At 72.9% G+C, this 17,014-nt stretch carries 12 protein-coding genes; 4 read left to right on the top strand and 8 right to left on the bottom strand.

Annotated elements, in window-relative coordinates:
• Positions 1–160: 160 nt before the first annotated feature.
• The 5 genes from WME82_RS08835 to WME82_RS08855 form a co-directional block, all read right to left on the bottom strand.
• Complete coding sequence (locus tag WME82_RS08835) at positions 161–730, bottom strand: tellurite resistance TerB family protein (protein ID WP_437745039.1); 570 nt, start codon at positions 728–730, stop codon at positions 161–163.
• Between the two features lie 207 nt (positions 731–937).
• Positions 938–2,080, bottom strand: coding sequence for a lipoyl synthase (gene lipA / locus WME82_RS08840; RefSeq protein ID WP_438042474.1), 1,143 nt, complete (start codon positions 2,078–2,080; stop codon positions 938–940).
• A gap of 49 nt (positions 2,081–2,129) precedes the next feature.
• On the bottom strand, positions 2,130–3,275 hold the full coding sequence (gene mtnA / locus WME82_RS08845; RefSeq protein WP_438042475.1) for an S-methyl-5-thioribose-1-phosphate isomerase: 1,146 nt from the start codon (positions 3,273–3,275) through the stop codon (positions 2,130–2,132).
• Positions 3,276–3,608 (bottom strand): hypothetical protein, encoded by a 333-nt coding sequence (locus WME82_RS08850; RefSeq protein ID WP_437915407.1) that lies wholly within the window; start codon positions 3,606–3,608, stop codon positions 3,276–3,278.
• A gap of 10 nt (positions 3,609–3,618) precedes the next feature.
• Complete coding sequence (locus tag WME82_RS08855) at positions 3,619–4,461, bottom strand: SDR family oxidoreductase (protein ID WP_437745043.1); 843 nt, start codon at positions 4,459–4,461, stop codon at positions 3,619–3,621.
• Between the two features lie 847 nt (positions 4,462–5,308).
• On the opposite strand from WME82_RS08855, the gene WME82_RS08860 reads away from it, so the two are divergent.
• Both WME82_RS08860 and WME82_RS08865 read left to right on the top strand, forming a co-directional pair.
• Positions 5,309–6,424 carry a CAP domain-containing protein gene (locus tag WME82_RS08860; RefSeq protein ID WP_438042476.1) on the top strand — a complete coding sequence of 372 codons (1,116 nt, stop codon included), beginning with the start codon at positions 5,309–5,311 and terminating at the stop codon, positions 6,422–6,424.
• A gap of 172 nt (positions 6,425–6,596) precedes the next feature.
• Positions 6,597–7,427 (top strand): alpha/beta hydrolase, encoded by an 831-nt coding sequence (locus WME82_RS08865; RefSeq protein WP_438042477.1) that lies wholly within the window; start codon positions 6,597–6,599, stop codon positions 7,425–7,427.
• Between the two features lie 51 nt (positions 7,428–7,478).
• Here WME82_RS08865 and WME82_RS08870 read toward each other — a convergent pair whose 3' ends face one another.
• Both WME82_RS08870 and WME82_RS08875 read right to left on the bottom strand, forming a co-directional pair.
• On the bottom strand, positions 7,479–8,417 hold the full coding sequence (locus WME82_RS08870; protein ID WP_438042478.1) for a hypothetical protein: 939 nt from the start codon (positions 8,415–8,417) through the stop codon (positions 7,479–7,481).
• A 48-nt stretch (positions 8,418–8,465) separates the two neighbouring features.
• Entirely contained in the window at positions 8,466–10,160 is a 1,695-nt protein-coding gene (locus WME82_RS08875; RefSeq protein WP_438042479.1) for a hypothetical protein, read from the bottom strand.
• Between the two features lie 723 nt (positions 10,161–10,883).
• Here WME82_RS08875 and rlmN point away from each other — a divergent pair.
• Positions 10,884–12,086 (top strand): 23S rRNA (adenine(2503)-C(2))-methyltransferase RlmN, encoded by a 1,203-nt coding sequence (gene rlmN, locus WME82_RS08880; RefSeq protein WP_438042480.1) that lies wholly within the window; start codon positions 10,884–10,886, stop codon positions 12,084–12,086.
• Here rlmN and WME82_RS08885 read toward each other — a convergent pair.
• Positions 12,064–12,849, bottom strand: coding sequence for a DUF5995 family protein (locus WME82_RS08885; protein WP_438042481.1), 786 nt, complete (start codon positions 12,847–12,849; stop codon positions 12,064–12,066). The two genes, rlmN and WME82_RS08885, sit on opposite strands and share 23 nt — an antisense overlap.
• Positions 12,850–13,525: 676 nt before the next feature.
• Here WME82_RS08885 and WME82_RS08890 point away from each other — a divergent pair.
• Positions 13,526–16,987, top strand: coding sequence for a nitric oxide synthase oxygenase (locus tag WME82_RS08890; protein ID WP_438042482.1), 3,462 nt, complete (start codon positions 13,526–13,528; stop codon positions 16,985–16,987).
• Positions 16,988–17,014 lie beyond the last annotated feature (27 nt).

A 17,014-nucleotide genomic window follows, 5' to 3' on the forward strand; every position in this document is an offset into this window, starting at 1 on the left:
CCCAGACGCGGCGTACGCTCATTCGCTTTACGCGTGACGTTGAGGTGACGTTGACTCGTCGCAGCGATCGCGCTCGGGGTTTGACTCGCCGCGGCGAGCTCGAACCCGCGCGCGCCCTGATGCGCGTCTCCCGCCGTACGCGGCGGCGCTGATGTCCACGCTAGACGTTCACGGGCTCGGCTGCCTGCGCGAGGGCCTCGTCGACGGCGGCCACGTCGAGCTTGAAGCCGCGCGCGAGCTGCTCGAGCACGCCGTGCTCCTGCGCGCTCACGCCGCCGGAGGCGTGCGCCATGGAGGCCGCCACGCGGAGCACCTCGCGCTGGTGCTCGGTCCGCGCGATCGTGCGGGCGACCATGCTGATGCGCTTCTCCAGCCCGTCCTCGGCCAGCATCTCGCCGAGATCCGCGAGGAGCGCCTCGAGCTGCTTCTCGTGGACGAGGTTCTGGCAGGCGCCGGCGACGATCGCCTGGAAGCGCCCGCGCTCCTCGTCGTCGAAGTGGCCGTCGGCGTTCGCGACGAGGAACGCGGCCTCGATGATCGTCTCGAAGAGCGCCACCGCGGCGGGATCGAAGCCGGTGGGCATCGTGATGTCTTCGATGGGAGGGCGCGCGCTGTAGGCCCTCGCGGCCTGGGCCAGGATCGACGCCACGCGCACGCGAGGCGTCTCCGAGCCGAGGCGCGAGGCGCCTGGAGTGATGCCGCCGAGGCGCCTGTTGATGGGAGCGGACATCGTGGTGTTGGACCCTCCTGCCGTCCAATACGCTCGGCCAAACGCCGGGAAGCGTCAAGGCGCTTGCTGAGCGGTGCTCGCCCGCTTCGGATACGGGCCCATCTCGACGTTTTCGGTGCTCAGCGCACGGGAGTGCGCTTGCGCGCCGAAAACGCCGATCTGGGCCCGTCTCCTGTGCGGGTGAGCACCGCTCGGGTGGGCACCGCTCTAGCGGCGGACGAGGGAGGCTGCAGGGACGAGCCGCGCGGGGCTCGCCGACGCCGTCGCTGGGCCGTCGAGCGGACGGGGCTCGTCCGGATCGAGCTCTGCGGTGAGGCGGGCGGCCTCGCGGCGCGCCACGGCGAGGCGCTCCTCGAGGAGCGCCTCGACGGCTGCCGGGCCTGCGGGATCCTCGCCGGCCGGGGAGGCGCCGGCGGGCAGCGCCGCGCCGCCTCGGTCCATCAGGCTGCGGACGAAGACCTCGGCCGCCTTGTAGCTCGACCGAACGAGCGGCGCGCTGGCGGCGTAGAGGAAGCCCATCTCGAGCGCCGCGCGCTCGAACGCGGCGAACGTCTCGGGCTCGACGAAGCGCTGCACGGGCGCGTGCTTCGAGGAGGGGCGGAGGTACTGGCCGATCGTCACGATGTCGACCCCGGCCTCGCGCAGGTCGCGGAGCGCCTCCAGGACCTCGTCGTCGGTCTCGCCGATGCCGACCATGACCGAGCTCTTGGTGAGCCGCCGCGGCGCGGGCGCGCCGGCCTCCGCGGCGTCGGCGGCGAGGCGCCGCTGGCGCTCCTTCGCGCGCCGGAGCACGGCGAGCGACTGGTCGTAGCTCGACCGGACGTCGCGGATGACGCGCGTGATGCGGCGGACGACCTCGACGTTGTGGGCGAAGACGTCGGGCCCGGCGTCGACAACCATGTCGACGGCGCTCATGTGGCCCTGGAAGTCGCCGACAAGCGTCTCGATGAGCAGGTCGGGCCGGAGAGCGTGCAGGCGGCTCACCGTGCGGGCGACGTGCTCGGCGCCGCCGTCGAGCAGGTCGTCGCGGTTGACCATCGTCATCACGACGTACTGGAGCGAGAGCCGGGCGATGGCGCGGGCCACGTGCTCCGGCTCGCGCACGTCGACCGCGCCGCGGGGATCGCCCGTCGTGACCGCGCAGAAGCGGCAGCCGCGCGTGCACACGTCGCCGAGGAGCATCACCGTCGCGGTCCCCTCGCGCCAGCACTCGCCGACGTTCGGGCAGCGCGCCTCCTCGCAGACCGTGTGGAGATCGAGCTTGCGGAACGTCTCCTTGAGGTGGTGGTAGGTGTCACCCCCGGGAGCGCGGACCTTGAGCCATTCAGGTTTGGGCGAGAACTGCGCCATCAGGGGTGTCCTTAGCCCATGCGGCGGGGGAGCGCGAGGGGGAGGTGCGCTAGCCGGACGGCGGCGCGGGCGGCACGGAGCGGCTGATCTCGCGCGTCGTCAGCTTGCCGCGCTCGGTGAAGACGGCCGTGACGAGCTCCGCGGGGGTGACGTCGAAGGCCGGGTGCCGGACGGGCACGCCGGGCGGGACGACGCGGCGGCCGCCGACGACGGCGAGCTCGTCGCGGCTCCGCTCCTCGATCGGGATCGACGCGCCGCTGTCGGTGGCGAGGTCGATCGTGCTCCACGGGGCGGCCACGTAGAACGGGATGCCGTGGTGGCGCGCGAGGCAGGCGAGGCCGTAGGTCCCGATCTTGTTCGCGACGTCGCCGTTCCGCGCGATGCGGTCGGCCCCGACGACGACGGCGCCGATCTCGCCCTTCTGCATGAACCACGCGGCCATCGAGTCGGAGATCACCTCGACGGGGATGCCGTCCCGCTGGAGCTCCCAGGCGGTGAGGCGGGCGCCCTGGAGGTACGGGCGGGTCTCGCACGCGAGCACGCGGAGCGCCTTGCCCTCCTCGATGGCGGCGCGGATCACGCCGAGCGCCGTGCCGTAGCCGCCGGTCGCGAGCGCGCCCGCGTTGCAGTGGGTGAGGACCGTGCCCGACTCCGGCAGGCGCGCGGCGCCGGCGCGGCCCATCTGGTGGCAGGCGGCGACGTCTTCCCGGTGGATCTCGCGGGCGAGCTCGGCGAGCTCCCGCGCGCGCTCCTCGCCGCGGCGCCCGGCGTTCTGCAGGGCCGCGGCGATCGCGCGCCGCACCGCCCACCCGAGGTTCACGGCGGTGGGCCGGGCCGAGGCGAGGTGCTCCCCCGCCGCCCGCATGGCGGCGACGTAGCTGGAGGCGCCCTCGTCGCGGGCGGCGCGCGCGGCGAGCGCCATCCCGTACGCGGCGGCGATGCCGATGGCCGGGGCGCCGCGGATCGCCATGGTCCGGATGGCCTCGGCGACGCCGGCGGAGTCGGTCACGGTGAGGTAGCGCTCGCGCTCGGGTAGCTCGCGCTGCTCGAGGAGGAACACGCGGTCGTCGCCCTGCGCCAGCTCGACGGCCGAGTAGTCGGCGCCGGAGAGGGCCGCGGCCGGCTCCCAGGGCGGCGCCGGCCGCACGCCATCGCCTGGCCTCGGTGTCTGCTCTGCTTCGAAGCTCGTGCCCATTCAGCGCCTCCCGTTCGAGCGTGACGGCTCCCCTGGCGATCCGTCGTCCGGCCCCTGCGCCTCCGCGCTCGCGGCGAGCCGGCCGCGGATCTCCTCCGCGACGGTCGCGAAGTCCTCCGCCGCGTCGCCCTTGCGGCCCGCGAGGTAGGCGCGGAGCGCGTCGGCGGCGAGCAGCGCGAGGCTCGCGTTGATCCCGCGCGCCGTGAGCGCCTCGATCACGTCGCCGTTCTTGAGCAGCGTCTCCAGGTCATCGAAGACCGCGGCGAGCTCTGGCCCGGGATCGATGCCGCCGCCGGCGGCGGGGCGCGTCTTCTTGTCGTCCTCGCGGGTCACGGGTCGCGCCTCATGGGTGTTTGGTGGTCGTCGCCTTGGGGATCGCGGTGAAGGGGAAGTGCGGCGGCTCCACGCCGGGCACGCACTGGTACTTCGAGAAATCGGTGACGCCCTCCTCGCGGAGCAGGGCCTCGTCGATCCACGCCTTGCCGCGCCGTGCCGACGGCTCGCGCGAGAGCAGCGCGAGCGTCGCGTCGGCGAGGATATCCGCCTTGCGCCAGAGCTCCGGGCCGCCGAGGCCGAAGTTGATCGTGGCGAAGCTCTCGATCGCGGTCGCGGGCCAGAGGGCGTGGGCCGTGATGTTGTGCTCCGCGTACTCGCCGGCGATGGCGTCGGCGATCATCGTCATGCCGAATTTGGAGACCGCATAGGCCCCGTGGTGGGCGCAGGCCTCGGCGTCGACGGGGGGCGACATCATGATGATGTGGCCGTATTTTTGCGCGATCATCTGGGGGAGGACGGCCTGCGAGAGGGCGAACGACGCGCGCACGTTGATGCCCATGATGAGGTCGAACTTCTTCATGGGTGTGTCCACGACGTCGGCCCACCAGAGCGCGCCCGCGTTGTTGATGAGCGCGTCGATGCGCCCGAGGCGCTCGACGGCCGTGGCGACGGCGCCCCTGCAGGCCTCGTCGTCGCGGACATCGAGCTTGATGGGCAGCGCGCGGCGGCCGAGCTGCTCGACCTCGCGGGCGACGTCGTGGATCGTGCCCGGGAGGCGCGGGTTCTCGGCGACCTCCGTCTTCGCGGCGACGACGATATCCGCGCCTTCTCGCGCGCAGGCGAGGGCGACGACCCGTCCGATCCCGCGGGAAGCTCCTGTGATGAAGACAACGCGGTCCTTGAGGCGCATGGTCGGCGGTCATAGCACAGGAGCCGCCGCGGGTGCGGCCTCGCGGTTCGCAGTCGAGCCGCCGTGCTGCGGGGTCGCCGCGCTGTCATCGGGGCGTCAGGCCGTCAGGCCGTCGGGGCGCCTTTCCACCTTTCCACGAGCGCGGCAGCCGGCCTGCCGCGCGGATGAGATGGCGCGCGCGTACGGCGGGAGGCCACATCCACCACCACCCCGCGCGTGGCGCAGGGACGAGCTCTGCCGCGGACGTGAGCGGGCGAGGGCCCTCAGGCGAGCGGCGTGGCGGTGCGGCGAGGAGCGGGGGAGTCGCGCGGAATTTCATGGGCGTTCGATTGACCTGCTGCCGACATGCGGCCTGTGGCTCCCCGCGGCGCGCGTCGACGCGCGATCCACGGCGGGCGGAGGCTCGCAGGGTGTCGTCGCCCCCACGGGCTTCTGATCGCGGTCTGTTGTCGGACACGGACACCCACCCTTCGGACCAGGGGAGATGTTGTGTCCTGATGGCTCCATGTCTCACACCGATTTTGCGTGAAGAAATCCTGTGTCGTCGAGCTCCGGGGAGCTCGGTTTCATGGGTCTTGAAAAGATCCAGCGATCCGGCGGCAAATCATGCGTGCCAGAGTGTTTCGTATCTGGACATGCCAGCGGTCAGGTGACACCGTGGTGTGAGCGAATCGAAGGGAGGCGCTGCGCTGCGTGGGATCGCGCTGTGCGCTACTCCGCCCCCTGAACAACGCTGTACTGGGGTGGCCCGTCGAGGTGTCGTGTGCCCCGGCGTACGTGCTGGCGCGAGCCGCGACGCAGGGGCGGGCCGAGCTCGGACGGGCCCAGAGAACCAAGGAGCATGCATATGAGCGCTTTGCACAGGACGCTTGTCCTCGCCTTCATCGCTGGCTGTTCTGCAGTCGGCTGCCTCGCCTCGACCGAGGTCGACGAGGAGCCGTCGGCGGAGCTGTCGGAGGACCAGTCCTCGCCGCTCGCGGGGGCGGTCTGCGATACCGCGTCGGAGGGCTCGGATGTGGAGCTCTCCTGTCCTGCCGGCGAGGTCATCACGGCGATCCAGTTCGCGAGTTATGGCAGGCCGCGCGGCGTCTGCGGCGGCTACGCGGCCACCTCGTGCAACGCGCCGACGTCGAAGGCCGTCGTGGAGCGCGCGTGCCTCGGAAAGGCGAGCTGCGCCGTGCGGGCGAGCAACGCGACCTTCTCCGGTGATCCGTGCAGGAGGACCGCGAAGCGGCTCTACGTGCAGGCGGCGTGCGGCCCCGCGCCGGGCAGCGGCGCGGGAGGCTCGACGAGCGGCACCGGAGGCGCGGGAGGGGCGGGAGGCGCGACGAGCGGCACCGGAGGCGCGGGTGGCGCGGGAGGCTCGACGAGCAGCACCGGAGGCGCGGGCGGCTCGACGAGCAGCACCGGAGGCGCGGGCGGCTCGACGAGCGGTGAGGTCTGCGGCAATGGGGTTTGCGGCGCGGGCGAGGACTGCTCGAGCTGCTCGAGCGACTGCGGCGCATGCCAGGTGTGCAGCGGCGCCGGGCCCAGCACGACTCCGCTCGACACCGAGGAGCAGGCGTTCCTCACCATCATCAACCAGTATCGCGCGCAGAACGGCCTCGGGGCGCTCTCGGGCTGCACCTCGATGAACCGCGCTGCTCAGGGGCACAGCGAGGACATGCGCGATCAGAACTACTTCTCGCACACGAGCCTCGACGGCCGGACGCCCTGGACCCGCATGTGCAACGCCTGCTACGAGCTCGGCTGCGGGGGCACCGCCATGGCCGAGAACATCGCCGCTGGCAACTCGACGGCCCAGGCGACGTTCACGCAGTGGAAGAACTCGGACGGCCACAACAAGAACATGCTCGGCTCCGCCTACAAGGTCATCGGCATCGGGCGGGCGACCGGAGGCGGGACCTACGGGTCCTACTGGACCACGGTGTTCGGCGGCAGCTCCGAGGCGAGCTGCAATTAGGCCAGGCACCCGCGGCGGTGTCCGCCTGCTCGCAACAGCGTGTCACGCATGAGGCGTTCTGCCATGGCGGGGCGGCGCGACCCGGGAGCCGAGGTGGCCCGGGCCGCGCCGCGCTCCACAGCCGGAGAGCAGCGGCCGAGTGGCGGCCTGGTGATTGCTTCACACCGGGACGGTGGAACAGCAGACCTCCGCGAAAACACATGTCATCTATCTCCTTGGTCCGTACCGAATTCCCGGCTTCCACGGGGAGCGCAACGTGCGTGTCTACCTGCCCGACGAGGGGGCGCGTGACGGGCGGCCATCGCCTGTGCTCTTCCTGTTCGATGGGCAGAACGTCTTTCACGACGACCCCTCCTACAGCGGAGGGTGGCACCTTCACGAGGCCGTCCATGATCTCGCAAATCGAGGTCTCGAAGCGCCGGTCCTGGTGGGGATCGATCACGGCGGACCCGAGCGGTTGACGGAGCTGTCGCCGTTCCCGGGCGACGGAAGCGAAGGGAAGCTCGACGAGTATCTGGGCTGGCTCACCTCCGAGATCGTGCCGGCCGTACAGGAGCGCTTCGCGGTGAGGCGCGACCCGGCCAGCACGGCGATCGGCGGCTCATCCATGGGGGGCCTCGCGGCGCTCTATGCTCATTGGCGTTGCCCCGACGTGTTCGGGGCCGCGCTCTGCATGTCGCCGTCGCTCTGGTTCGCCGAGCGCAAGATCTTCGACGTCCTCGCGTCTCTGGCCGTCCCGGCGAGCTCGAGGCTGTACGTCGACGCCGGCGCTCAGGAGGACGGGGGCTCGGTGCTGCGCGACGCCGCGCGGCTGGTCGAGCAACTTCGCCAGCAGGGCTACAGGGAGGACAACCTGCTGTTCTGCCTGGACGAGGACGGGACCCACTCCGAGGACGCGTGGCGCCGGCGCGCCCCGGGGGCGCTGCAGTTCCTGTTCAGCGGGGACGCCAGGGAGCCGCAGAGCGGCGTCGGAGCGCCGGAGGGGTCGCAGCAGGCCGCCTGATCTGCTGCGCTTCGGCGCTCTTCACACCGGCGGCCCAGGCCCGACCGTCCCCTACCGCCGCCCCTTGCTCCGCTTGCGCGTCCCCTGGACGATGCGCGCCGCGTAGCGCGGTATCGGGGCGGTCGCGCCGAGCGCCGCGGACAGGCGGTCGACCTCCGCATCCGAGAAGGACGCCTTCCGGAGCGCCGCGATCGCGTCCGCCACGACGTCGCGCGACTCGGGGCGCTCCGCCCGCGTTTTCTCCTCCAGCCAGCGCACGACCTCGGGGAAGCGGCCGGCGAGGGACGCGATCTGCGCGGGCATCCCCTGCCGGAGGAGGCGCAGGCCCTGCAGCCGCTCGTCCGCGCGCGGGGAGCGATCCGACAGCACGAACGCCTCCTCGAGGCGCTCGACCACCTCCGCGCCTGCCGAGAGGCTGGCGAGCAGCGTGCGCTCGGCGAGCGCCTCGAGCGCGACGTACGCCTGCAGGTAGCCGTCGGTCCAGGACGAGAGCTCGCCGACAACCGCGTCGCCGCGCGCCGCGATGACGGCGCGGAGCGCCGCCACCACCCCGTCGCGCACGACGCGCCGCGGGTCCTCGGCCAGCTCCTCGAGCGCCTCGAGCGGATCGAGCCCGCCCTTCCCGCGGCGCGCGCCGCCCGCGCGCGGCGCCTGCCCCGCTCCGCCCGCCGGCGTGGCGCCCTTCACCGCGAGCGACGCGAGCGCCTGCGCCGCCACGATGAGCGCGTACTCCTCGGTGGTCGCGCAGAGCGCCCGCACGAGCCGCTCGGCCGGCGCGCCGCGGTCCGCGATCGCCGCGCCGACCGCCCGCGCGAGATCCAGGTTCACGCGCGGCAAGGGGGCGTTCGGCCCGAGGTCGGGGCCTGGCGCGCGCACCCCGCCGCGCCGGGCGGGCAGCCCGGAGCTCCGATCGAGCAGCGCGAGCAGCTCGGCCGGGTCGCCGCTCTGCACGGCGCGCTCGATCGCCGCATCGATTTTCGGGTTGCGCAAGGCGCCCGGGGGAGTCGCCCCCCGGCGCGTATCCGAGGTGTCAGCCATTCAGAACCCCAGGGAAAGACCGACCTCCGGGGAGAGGACGGTGGTCACGGCAGGAAAGGTGAGGCTCGCGCGGAGCGCGAGGTTCAGCGAGAGGGCCTCGATCGGCGCATAGGCAACGCCCGCGCCGACCGACGCGAACCCCTGGCCCGCTTGCCGGGTCGCGGTGAGCGTCTGTCGCCGAGCCTCGACTCTGCCGCTCGCTCCCGGCCTCGTGCAAGGGCTCGTCCTGTCGGCAAGGTCGGCCCCGCAAGCGGTCGCGTCCTCGAGGACCTCCACGTCGACCTCGGTGTCGACCTGCGCGACCCCGGCCGCGGCGAGCACGAACGGGCGCGCGCCGAGCTGCTCGAAGGGCCGCGCGCCGAGGAAGTACTGCGCGCGCGCCTCGAGGTGGAGCGGCAGGAACGAGGCGCCGCCCTCCGTCGTGCCGCCGGCCGCGAAGCCGACGCGGCCGCCGACCGTGAGGTTGTCGAGGACCAGCCGATCGTAGGCGATCGCCACCCGCAACGTCGCGAGCGCGAAGCCGAGGTTCACGTCGTTCGCGACGTCCGGCGTCGGCGTGCCGTCGTACCGGGTCCCGTCGCCGCGCAGGCACACGAAATGGTCGCTCCGCTGCGACGCGACGGTGCACACGTCCTGGCCGGAGAGCAGCGCGACGTCGGGTGAAAAGGTGAGGGTGACCCAGCTCCTCCGGACATCCGGCGCGGCCTCCGCGGCGGCTCGCGTGACGCACGCGCCGCCGACACAGGCGAGCCCGCGGTCGCACTGCCGGTCGTCGAGGCACTGCCGCGGGCGCTCCTGCTCCGGGGCCGCGCACTCCGCCGGCGGAGCGTGGCCGGGCCAGCGGGGCGGCGCCGAGCTGATGCTCTCCCTGATCTGCGTGACCAGCGGGGCGTCGCGCGTGCCCGCGCTCGCGAGGATCGCGCCGTCCTCGTCGACGGCCGCGACGTGATAGAGGAGCTTTCCCGTCCTTCCCACCGCGGCGCAGGGCACGTTGATGCCGAACCCCTGGCCCCGCAGCTTCTTCATGACGAGGGAGCGGACCTCGCGCTCCCCGGGCGCCAGGTACCAGACGGTCACCTGCTTCACGCTGGGCAGCAGCTCGGCGGGGACCTCGGCATGGAGCGGGACGGGCGTGCGGACGCGCTGCTCGGGCATCGGCGCGATCTGGAGCTGCGCTTCCGCCGCGCCGGGCGCCGCGGGTGACCCGGTCGCTCCGGCCGCCGCGGGCGCTCCGCCCGTTCCAGCCGCCGCGGGCGCCCCGGTCGCCCCGGCGCCGGTGGCCGCGCGCGCCTGCTCGAACGCGGAGGAGACCTCCGGGGTCGTCAGATCCGGGTCCAGCTTCGCCGAGGGATCGACGCGGAGGGCGTCCGCGAAGGCGCCCCGCGCGTCCTCCAGCCCCTTTCTGCTCTGAGCGAGCACGGTGCCCAGCGCGACCAGCAGCCTCGCCTTGACCGCGGGCGAGCAGCCCGACTCGCCGCAGGCGTCCAGCGCGGCCCGGAGCTTGCGCTCCGCCTGGGCGAACCGCGTCTCGAGGTAGTCGGTCCCCATCGCCTCCTTCAGGGCCGCCTCCGCCTGCGCGTTCCGCGGCGGAGCCTGCGCGGCCGCGGCGCCCGCAGCGAGCCACCCGGCGAGGCTCCCCGCGATCGCGAGGGACGCGCGCGGCGCGCAGGAAACAGGGCCGTGGCGTGCGGACATCGGCGCGCAACGTAGCCCACCGGTGTGTCCGCGAGCGCCAGAAAAGCTTGGGGACGGGAACCCCGCTCACCCGATCCTGGAACACGCCACGCGCAGGAGGGACAAATAATCCACAGGTTGTTCCCAGGTTGTGGAAACCCCGTGGGACCCTGGCAACTCAGTTGCCCGTCCTGCGCTGATCGCGGGGCGGCAGCCCCTCCAAGCCCCGGCGCCAGCCGAAGCCAGCCCGGGCATGGACGCGCCGCCCACACCGATGCAACCGATTTTGCTGCGATTTCTGGCGCTCCGTGGCCCGGCGCGCCTCCCAACTTCCGGGCGCTAAACTCCCTCCTTCGGAACCAATCTGCAACCCAAAAATCACGCTCCCGAGCCCGGTTTGACAGTCCACATGCTTGTCCACAGATTGGCCACCTGATGGCCCCAGACGGCGCGCAGGTTTCGTGTCGGATGGGGGGCGCCGGGCGAGTTCTCGCTTGTCTTTCGGGTGGCGATCGACATGCGATTGACAAGCTCGCGATGACCTGGGTGGGGGAGGCAGCGGGCGCCGGGGCTCGGCCGGAGCGCCCGGCGAGCGGCCATCCGGCGGACGCGCGGGCGCCGGGGCTCGGCCGGCCGGAGCGCCCGGCGAGCGGTCCATCCGGCGGCCGTCCGGGTGAGGCGGGCGCGCCGGGCGCGGTGTCGCTGGGCCGCGCGGCGCCGCGGCCGGCGTGCTAGCGGGTGCGCATGCGCGTTCCGGAGATCCCCGAAGAGATGGCGTCGCCCCTGCGCGCCGGCGACCCGCCGGCGCAGGTCGCAGGGCGCCCGCTGATCCGGAGGAGCGCGCGTGTCCCACGTTGGAGCGCGCGGCTTGCCGACCACGACGCGGCTTCGCTCGCGGAGCTGCTCCGCCGGGCCGGCGGCACGGCGTCAGCGGCGCGCGCGGTCTCCGGCAAGGTGGTGCGCCACGCCTTCGGCGCCGAGCCGGGCGCGCCGGTGCCTGCTCCGGCCTGGGACGCGCGCGCGCTCGCCGCCCTGGGCGTGGGGGCCTGGGCGCACGAGGCGTTGCTCGCGCTCGATCCGGCGCCGTCGCTCGAGATCGCCGAGCGGGCGCCGGCGCAGGACGACACGCTCCGGCTCGTCCTGCGCGCGCGCGACGGCGCGCTCATCGAGTCGGTGCTGATCCCGGGGCCCGCCCGCACCACGCTCTGCGTCTCGAGCCAGGTCGGCTGCGCCCGGGCCTGCTCGTTCTGCGAGACGGGGCGGCTCGGGCTCGAGCGCCAGCTCGCCGCCGGCGAGATCGTCGATCAGGTCCGGATCGCCCGGGCGCTCGCGGCCGAGCGCGGCGGCGCGCCCCTCAGGAACCTCGTCTTCATGGGGATGGGCGAGCCGTTCGATAACCTCGGCGAGGTGCTGAAGGCCATCCGGCTGCTCACCGATCCGCGGGCCTTCCGGTTCGCGCCGTCGCACGTCACCGTGAGCACCGTCGGGGTGGCGGACAAGATCGAGCCGTTCTTCCGCGAGGCGCGGGCGGAGCTCGCCGTCAGCCTCAACGCCCCGGACGACGCCCGCAGGCAGGCGATCATGCCCGTGAACGCGCGCTTCTCGATGGCGGCGCTGAAGGAGGCGATCGCGCGGGCGTTGCCGCAGGGGCGGCGCGTGCTCTTCGAGTACGTGCTCTTCGATCAATTCAACGACGCCCCGGAGGACGCGGATCTGCTCGCGGCCTACGTCGCCGGGCTCCGGTGCAGGGTGAACGTCATCCCCTGCAACCCCGGCCCGGATCCGGCGCTGCGCCCGCCGTCCGCCGCGCGGCTCGACGCCTTCGTGGCGCGGCTTTCCGGCCATGGCGTGACGACGCTGGTGCGACGGCCGCGGGGGCGCGACGTGGGCGGCGCCTGCGGTCAGCTCGCGGGGATGGCCCGCGTCAGGCAGCCAGAGCCAGCGTGAGGGCGGCGCCGCGGGCGAGCGGGGCCCCGACGCGGAGCGCCCCATGGCCCGCCGCGAACGTACGGGCGATCTTCCCCGAACGCTGGTCCATCCGGGCGAGCACCGCGCGCTTGCCCGTCTCGCCGGTGTGCCCGAGCGTCGCGAGCAAGGAGAGCAGGTCGGTCCATACCCGGTCGCGCCAGCCCCTCAGCAGAAACATCACGACGCTCGAGATGGCGCGCTCCACGTCCCGGCTGAAGGTCGCGATCCGGGCGAGCGGGCAGCCATAACGAGCGCGCAGGATTGCGAAGATTTCCGGCATCGCCGCCGCGAGAATTTCATTCACAAGGTCGTGGTCGTGACGGTAGCGGTCGAGAAGCCGGGCGTCCTGCGCCGCGCCGTGCTGGACGATGTTCCGGTAGAGCCCGAGGGCCAGGTCGTAGTTGATGTGCGCGTTGATGCCGAGCAGCCCGTGCACCGCCGCCGCCGCCCCGCCCGCGCTGGAGCACTGGAACGCGACGTCCCACGCCTCGACGCCCGTCGACCGCCCGTCCAGCGACGCCGCGAGGGCCGTCAGGTAGTACTCGCAGAAGATCCCCGCCAGGCGCGAGATCCACGCCGGCTCGAGGAACCGGCCATCCGAGCCATCGATCGCCTCTTTCACGCGGCGCGTGATCACGGCGTAGACGTCGGGGAACACCGCCCGCGGGTCGTTCCTCTCGCGCAGCCGCGCGGCGACGGTCTCCAGCGCGATCAGCGCCTCGGAGACGTTCGCTGGCGCCATCGTCACGCCCTTCAGGACGGGATGACGCGCGGTGGACGCCGCGGGACGGGACGCAGCCAATGACCGCGTCTGCTCGCTCCTCACCAGGGGTCGATCCGAAGTAAGGGTCTTCATGGCTGCGCTGAGCGAGCGAATTCAAGGATCGTGCCCGTATGTCCGGTCCGCAGTCGTACACAGCCACGAGATGTACGAGGGCACGTACAGCGGAGCTCGATCGTGCGTGATCACCGCCGGCATGCTCGTTCGCCAGATCTCCCTTCACATCGGATTTCCTGCGAATCCAACGGAGATCGCTCGCCCGTACATCCGGGCGAGCGCGCGAGGTCTCGGTGACGCCACGCGGCTACCTGCGGCGGACCGTCGCGCGGTGGCCTCGTCAGCGTCGTGTCCCCGACACGGTGCGAGCGCAGGTCGGTACCAAAGTGCCCCATGAGGCAGTTTGTGACGCGCGGACGGGTCCCCTCCAGGCAAAATGCGGGATCCCCCGACGTCCGCGCACCTTGGTGACCTGGGGCGCCGGTGTGTGCTGCGTCGGGCGGGCGTTTTCGGGTTTCGGCCGGCCGGGTGATGCGCCGTATCCTGGCGCGGAGCGCTCCGCGCCTGCGCGCGGCCCTCGACGCCGCCTGGCGGCGGCGAGGGCGGTTGCGCTCCTCCGCGGATGCCCCTGCCGAGCACCATGAGCTTCCTCAAGATCGTCTGTTCCGAGCCCAGAAACGACCTCGCCTCCTTCCTCCAGTCGCTGCCGATCGAGCCCGCGGGGCCGGCCATCGCGCTCGTGATGGGCACCGCGGATCTTGCCTATCCGCTCGTGGCCGCGCGGACCTTCCTCGCGTCGGCGAGGGAGGTGGGCGCGTCGCACCTCCTCTGGGTGGCGCCGTACTTCCCTCCCTCGAGCCGGGTTGGGCAGCAGATCCGCGACGCCGAGGCGTCCCTGCGCGCCTCCGGCCAGGCGGTGACCACGGTGTGGCACGGACCTCTGCTGAGCGCGCTCAACCTCTGGCGCGAGGACATCCGGCTCCGTCGCACGCTGCCGCTGCCGCTGGGCGGCGGCGCGTTGCCCTGGGTGGCGCCCGCGGACGTGGCCCGCAGGGCGATCCGCGCGCTGGAGCAGCCCGCCGCGCCGGCGCCCGTCGTGTGCGGCCCCGCCGCCTCGGGCGCCGAGGTGGCGGCCGCGCTCTCCCGCGGCCTCCGCGCCGGCCTGATGAGCGAGCGCTTCGCCTGGCGCCGGTTCGAGGAGATCGATCGCGACCACGACCGCAAGCTCAGCGAGGATGAGCTCCTGCCGTACCTCACCGGCCTCGGGATGCGGGCCGACGAGGCGAAGGCGCTGCTCCTGGCTGCGGACACGACCGGGGACGGGACCGTCGACTTCGAGGAGTTCACCGCCGGGCTGCGGGGGCGGCTCGACAACCTGGTCCAGCAGCTGCTGCGCGAGGACCCGTTCGAGCTCCGGTACGTGGACACGCCGGCCGATCGGGCCGCGGCGGCGCTCGTCCAGACGGGCCTGCGGAAGGCGGCGGCCGAGGCGCTGATCGAGGGCTGGGCGAGCCTGGCCAGGGAGGGGATCCCCGCGGACGTCCGCGGGTCCGACGAGGCCTGGCTCGAGCTGCCGCCCGCGAGCGTCGATGCCTGGGCCGAGCGGCACGCGCTCGATTTCGTCAACGTCCACCTCCTGCCCGGGCAGGGGCTGCTCTCCCGGCGCGAGGGGGTCGTCGAGAGCAGCGCCGCGATGGGCGCCCTGGCCGGCAAGGAGGCCGCGATCTCGAAGATCGTCGACGGCGGCGGCCGCATCCTGTCGCTCTCCCGCGCGCTCGACGGGAGCGGCGTCTCGGCGCGGTGGCTCGACGCGCCCATGGAGAGCCTCCGGTGGGTGCCGTGCGGGGATCGCGACAAGCGACGCGCGCTGCTCCTGTCGAGCGGGCAGCTCACGGGGCTGCACGTCGAGGGGGAATGGAACGACCTCCCCTCGGCGATGCGGCTGCTCATGGCGCGCGGCCCGCTGCCCGGCTGGCAGCTAACGACGTTCCGGGAGCTCGGCGAGCTGAAGATCGATCAACCCGCGGCGCTGTTCGAGCCGAACGAGGTCGTGTGCAACTGCGCCGGGGTCAAGCGCGGGCAGATCACGAGCCTCATCGAGGCCGGGTGCGCGACGCCCGCCGAGCTGTCGGAGCGGACGCGGGCGGGCCAGATCTGCGGCGGCTGCGCCCCGGCGGTCGCCGAGATGTTCGGCGGATCGAGCCTCCAGCAGGCCGAGGTGAAGGCCGCGCGGGAGCTCTCCCCCGGGATCTTCCAGATCACGCTCTCGCCGGTCGGCGGCGCGCCGGCGGCGTCGGTGCCCGGGCAGCACGTCCTCGTGCAGGGCTACCTCGATCGGCGCTGGGTGGCGCGCGCGTACACGCTCTCGGCGCCGGCGCGCGCCGGCGGCGACTACGAGATCACGGTGAAGCGCGAGGAGCTCGGGGTGTTCTCGCGGTGGCTGTGCGAGCGCGCCGCGGCCTCGCTGCTGCGCGCGTCGGCGCCGAAGGGCAGCTTCGTCCTTCCGGCGCCGCCCGTGGAGCGGGTGGTGTTCCTCGCGGGCGGGATCGGCGTCACGCCGGCGATGGCGATGCTGCGGGCGCTCGACGGCAGGGCCGGCCGCCCCGACGCGCGGGCCTTCCTCCTCGACTGGTCGGCGTCGCGCGCCGCGGATTTCGCCTATTTCGAGGAGGATCTGCGGGCGATCGCCGGCCGTACGCCCGGCGTCGCGCTCCGCTTGCGCGCGACGAAGGCGGAGGGGCGGCTGTCCAGGGAGCAGGTGGCCGAGCTGTATCCTTACCGGCCGGGATCGCAGGCGCTCGTGTGTGGTCCCGATGCCTTCATGCGCGACGCGCAGGAGCACCTGCGCGCGGTGGGCTGGCCGCCGGACGCCATCCAGCGGGAGCTGTTCAGCTCGAACGTCGACACCGCCGGCGAGGTCCGCCCGACGCCGCTCCGGCGCGCCGGCGTGGCGCGGGCGGTCGGCGGGGTGTGTCCGGTCGAGCACGGGTCGTTTCACGTGACCCCCACCGCGCCCGAGGCGGTGCCGACCGAGGCCGAGGCGTTCCTGCGCCAGTGCTACGCGGAGCTCGGGGTGCCCTCGGCGGTGGACGAGCGCTGGCAGGAGGTGCGGGCGAGCCTGGAGAAGCACGGGACGTACACGCACCTGCCCGACGAGCTCGCCTATGGCGCCCGGCTCGCGTGGCGCAACAGCTCGCGCTGCATCGGGCGCTTCTTCTGGTCGACGCTCCACGTGCGCGATCTGCGCCACCTGAAGACGGAGGAGGAGATCTTCCAGGCGCTGGTGGAGCACCTCGATCTGGCGACGAACGGGGGCGACATCCGGGCGACCATGACGGTGTTCAGGCCGGGTGAGCCGCGGATCCGCATCTGGAACGGCCAGCTGGTCCGCTATGCGGGCTACCGGCTCCCGGAGGGCGGCGTCCTCGGCGATCCGGGGAACGTGGAGCTGACGGACCAGGCGCTCGCGCTGGGCTGGCCGGGCGGGGAGCGGACGCGCTTCGATCTGCTGCCGCTGATCATCCAGATCGGCGACGGCCGGCCGAGGTGGTTCGAGCTGCCGCGGGAGAAGGTGCTCGAGGTGCCGATCGAGCACCCGCGGTATGCGTGGTTCGCCGAGCTCGGGTTGAAGTGGCACGCGCTGCCGGCGGTCTCCAACCTGGCCCTCGATCTCGGCGGGATCCAGTACACGGCGGCGCCGTTCAACGGCTTTTACATGGGCACCGAGATCGGCGCGCGCAACCTGAGCGACGTGACGCGGTACGACCAGCTGCCGCTCATCGCGGATCGCCTCGGGCTGGACCGGACGCGCAGCGACACGCTGTGGCAGGACGCCGCGCTGGTCGAGCTGAACGTCGCGGTGCTGCACTCGTTCCGGCAGGCCAAGGTGCGGATGATGGACCACCACACGCTCTCGGAGTACTTCAAGAAGTTCGAGCAGCAGGAGCGGCAGTGCGAGCGCCCGGTGTATGCGGACTGGACGTGGATCGTCCCGCCGATGTCGGCGTCGACCATGGCGGTGTTCCACACCAACATGGAGAACAAGATCCTGAAGCCGAACTACCTGTATCAGGACGATCCGTGGAAGGAGCGGAAGGGGTAGCGGCGAAGGCGCATCCACGAGCGGACG

The organism is Sorangium sp. So ce128 (assembly GCF_051525245.1).
Classification (GTDB): domain Bacteria; phylum Myxococcota_A; class Polyangia; order Polyangiales; family Polyangiaceae; genus Sorangium; species Sorangium cellulosum_B.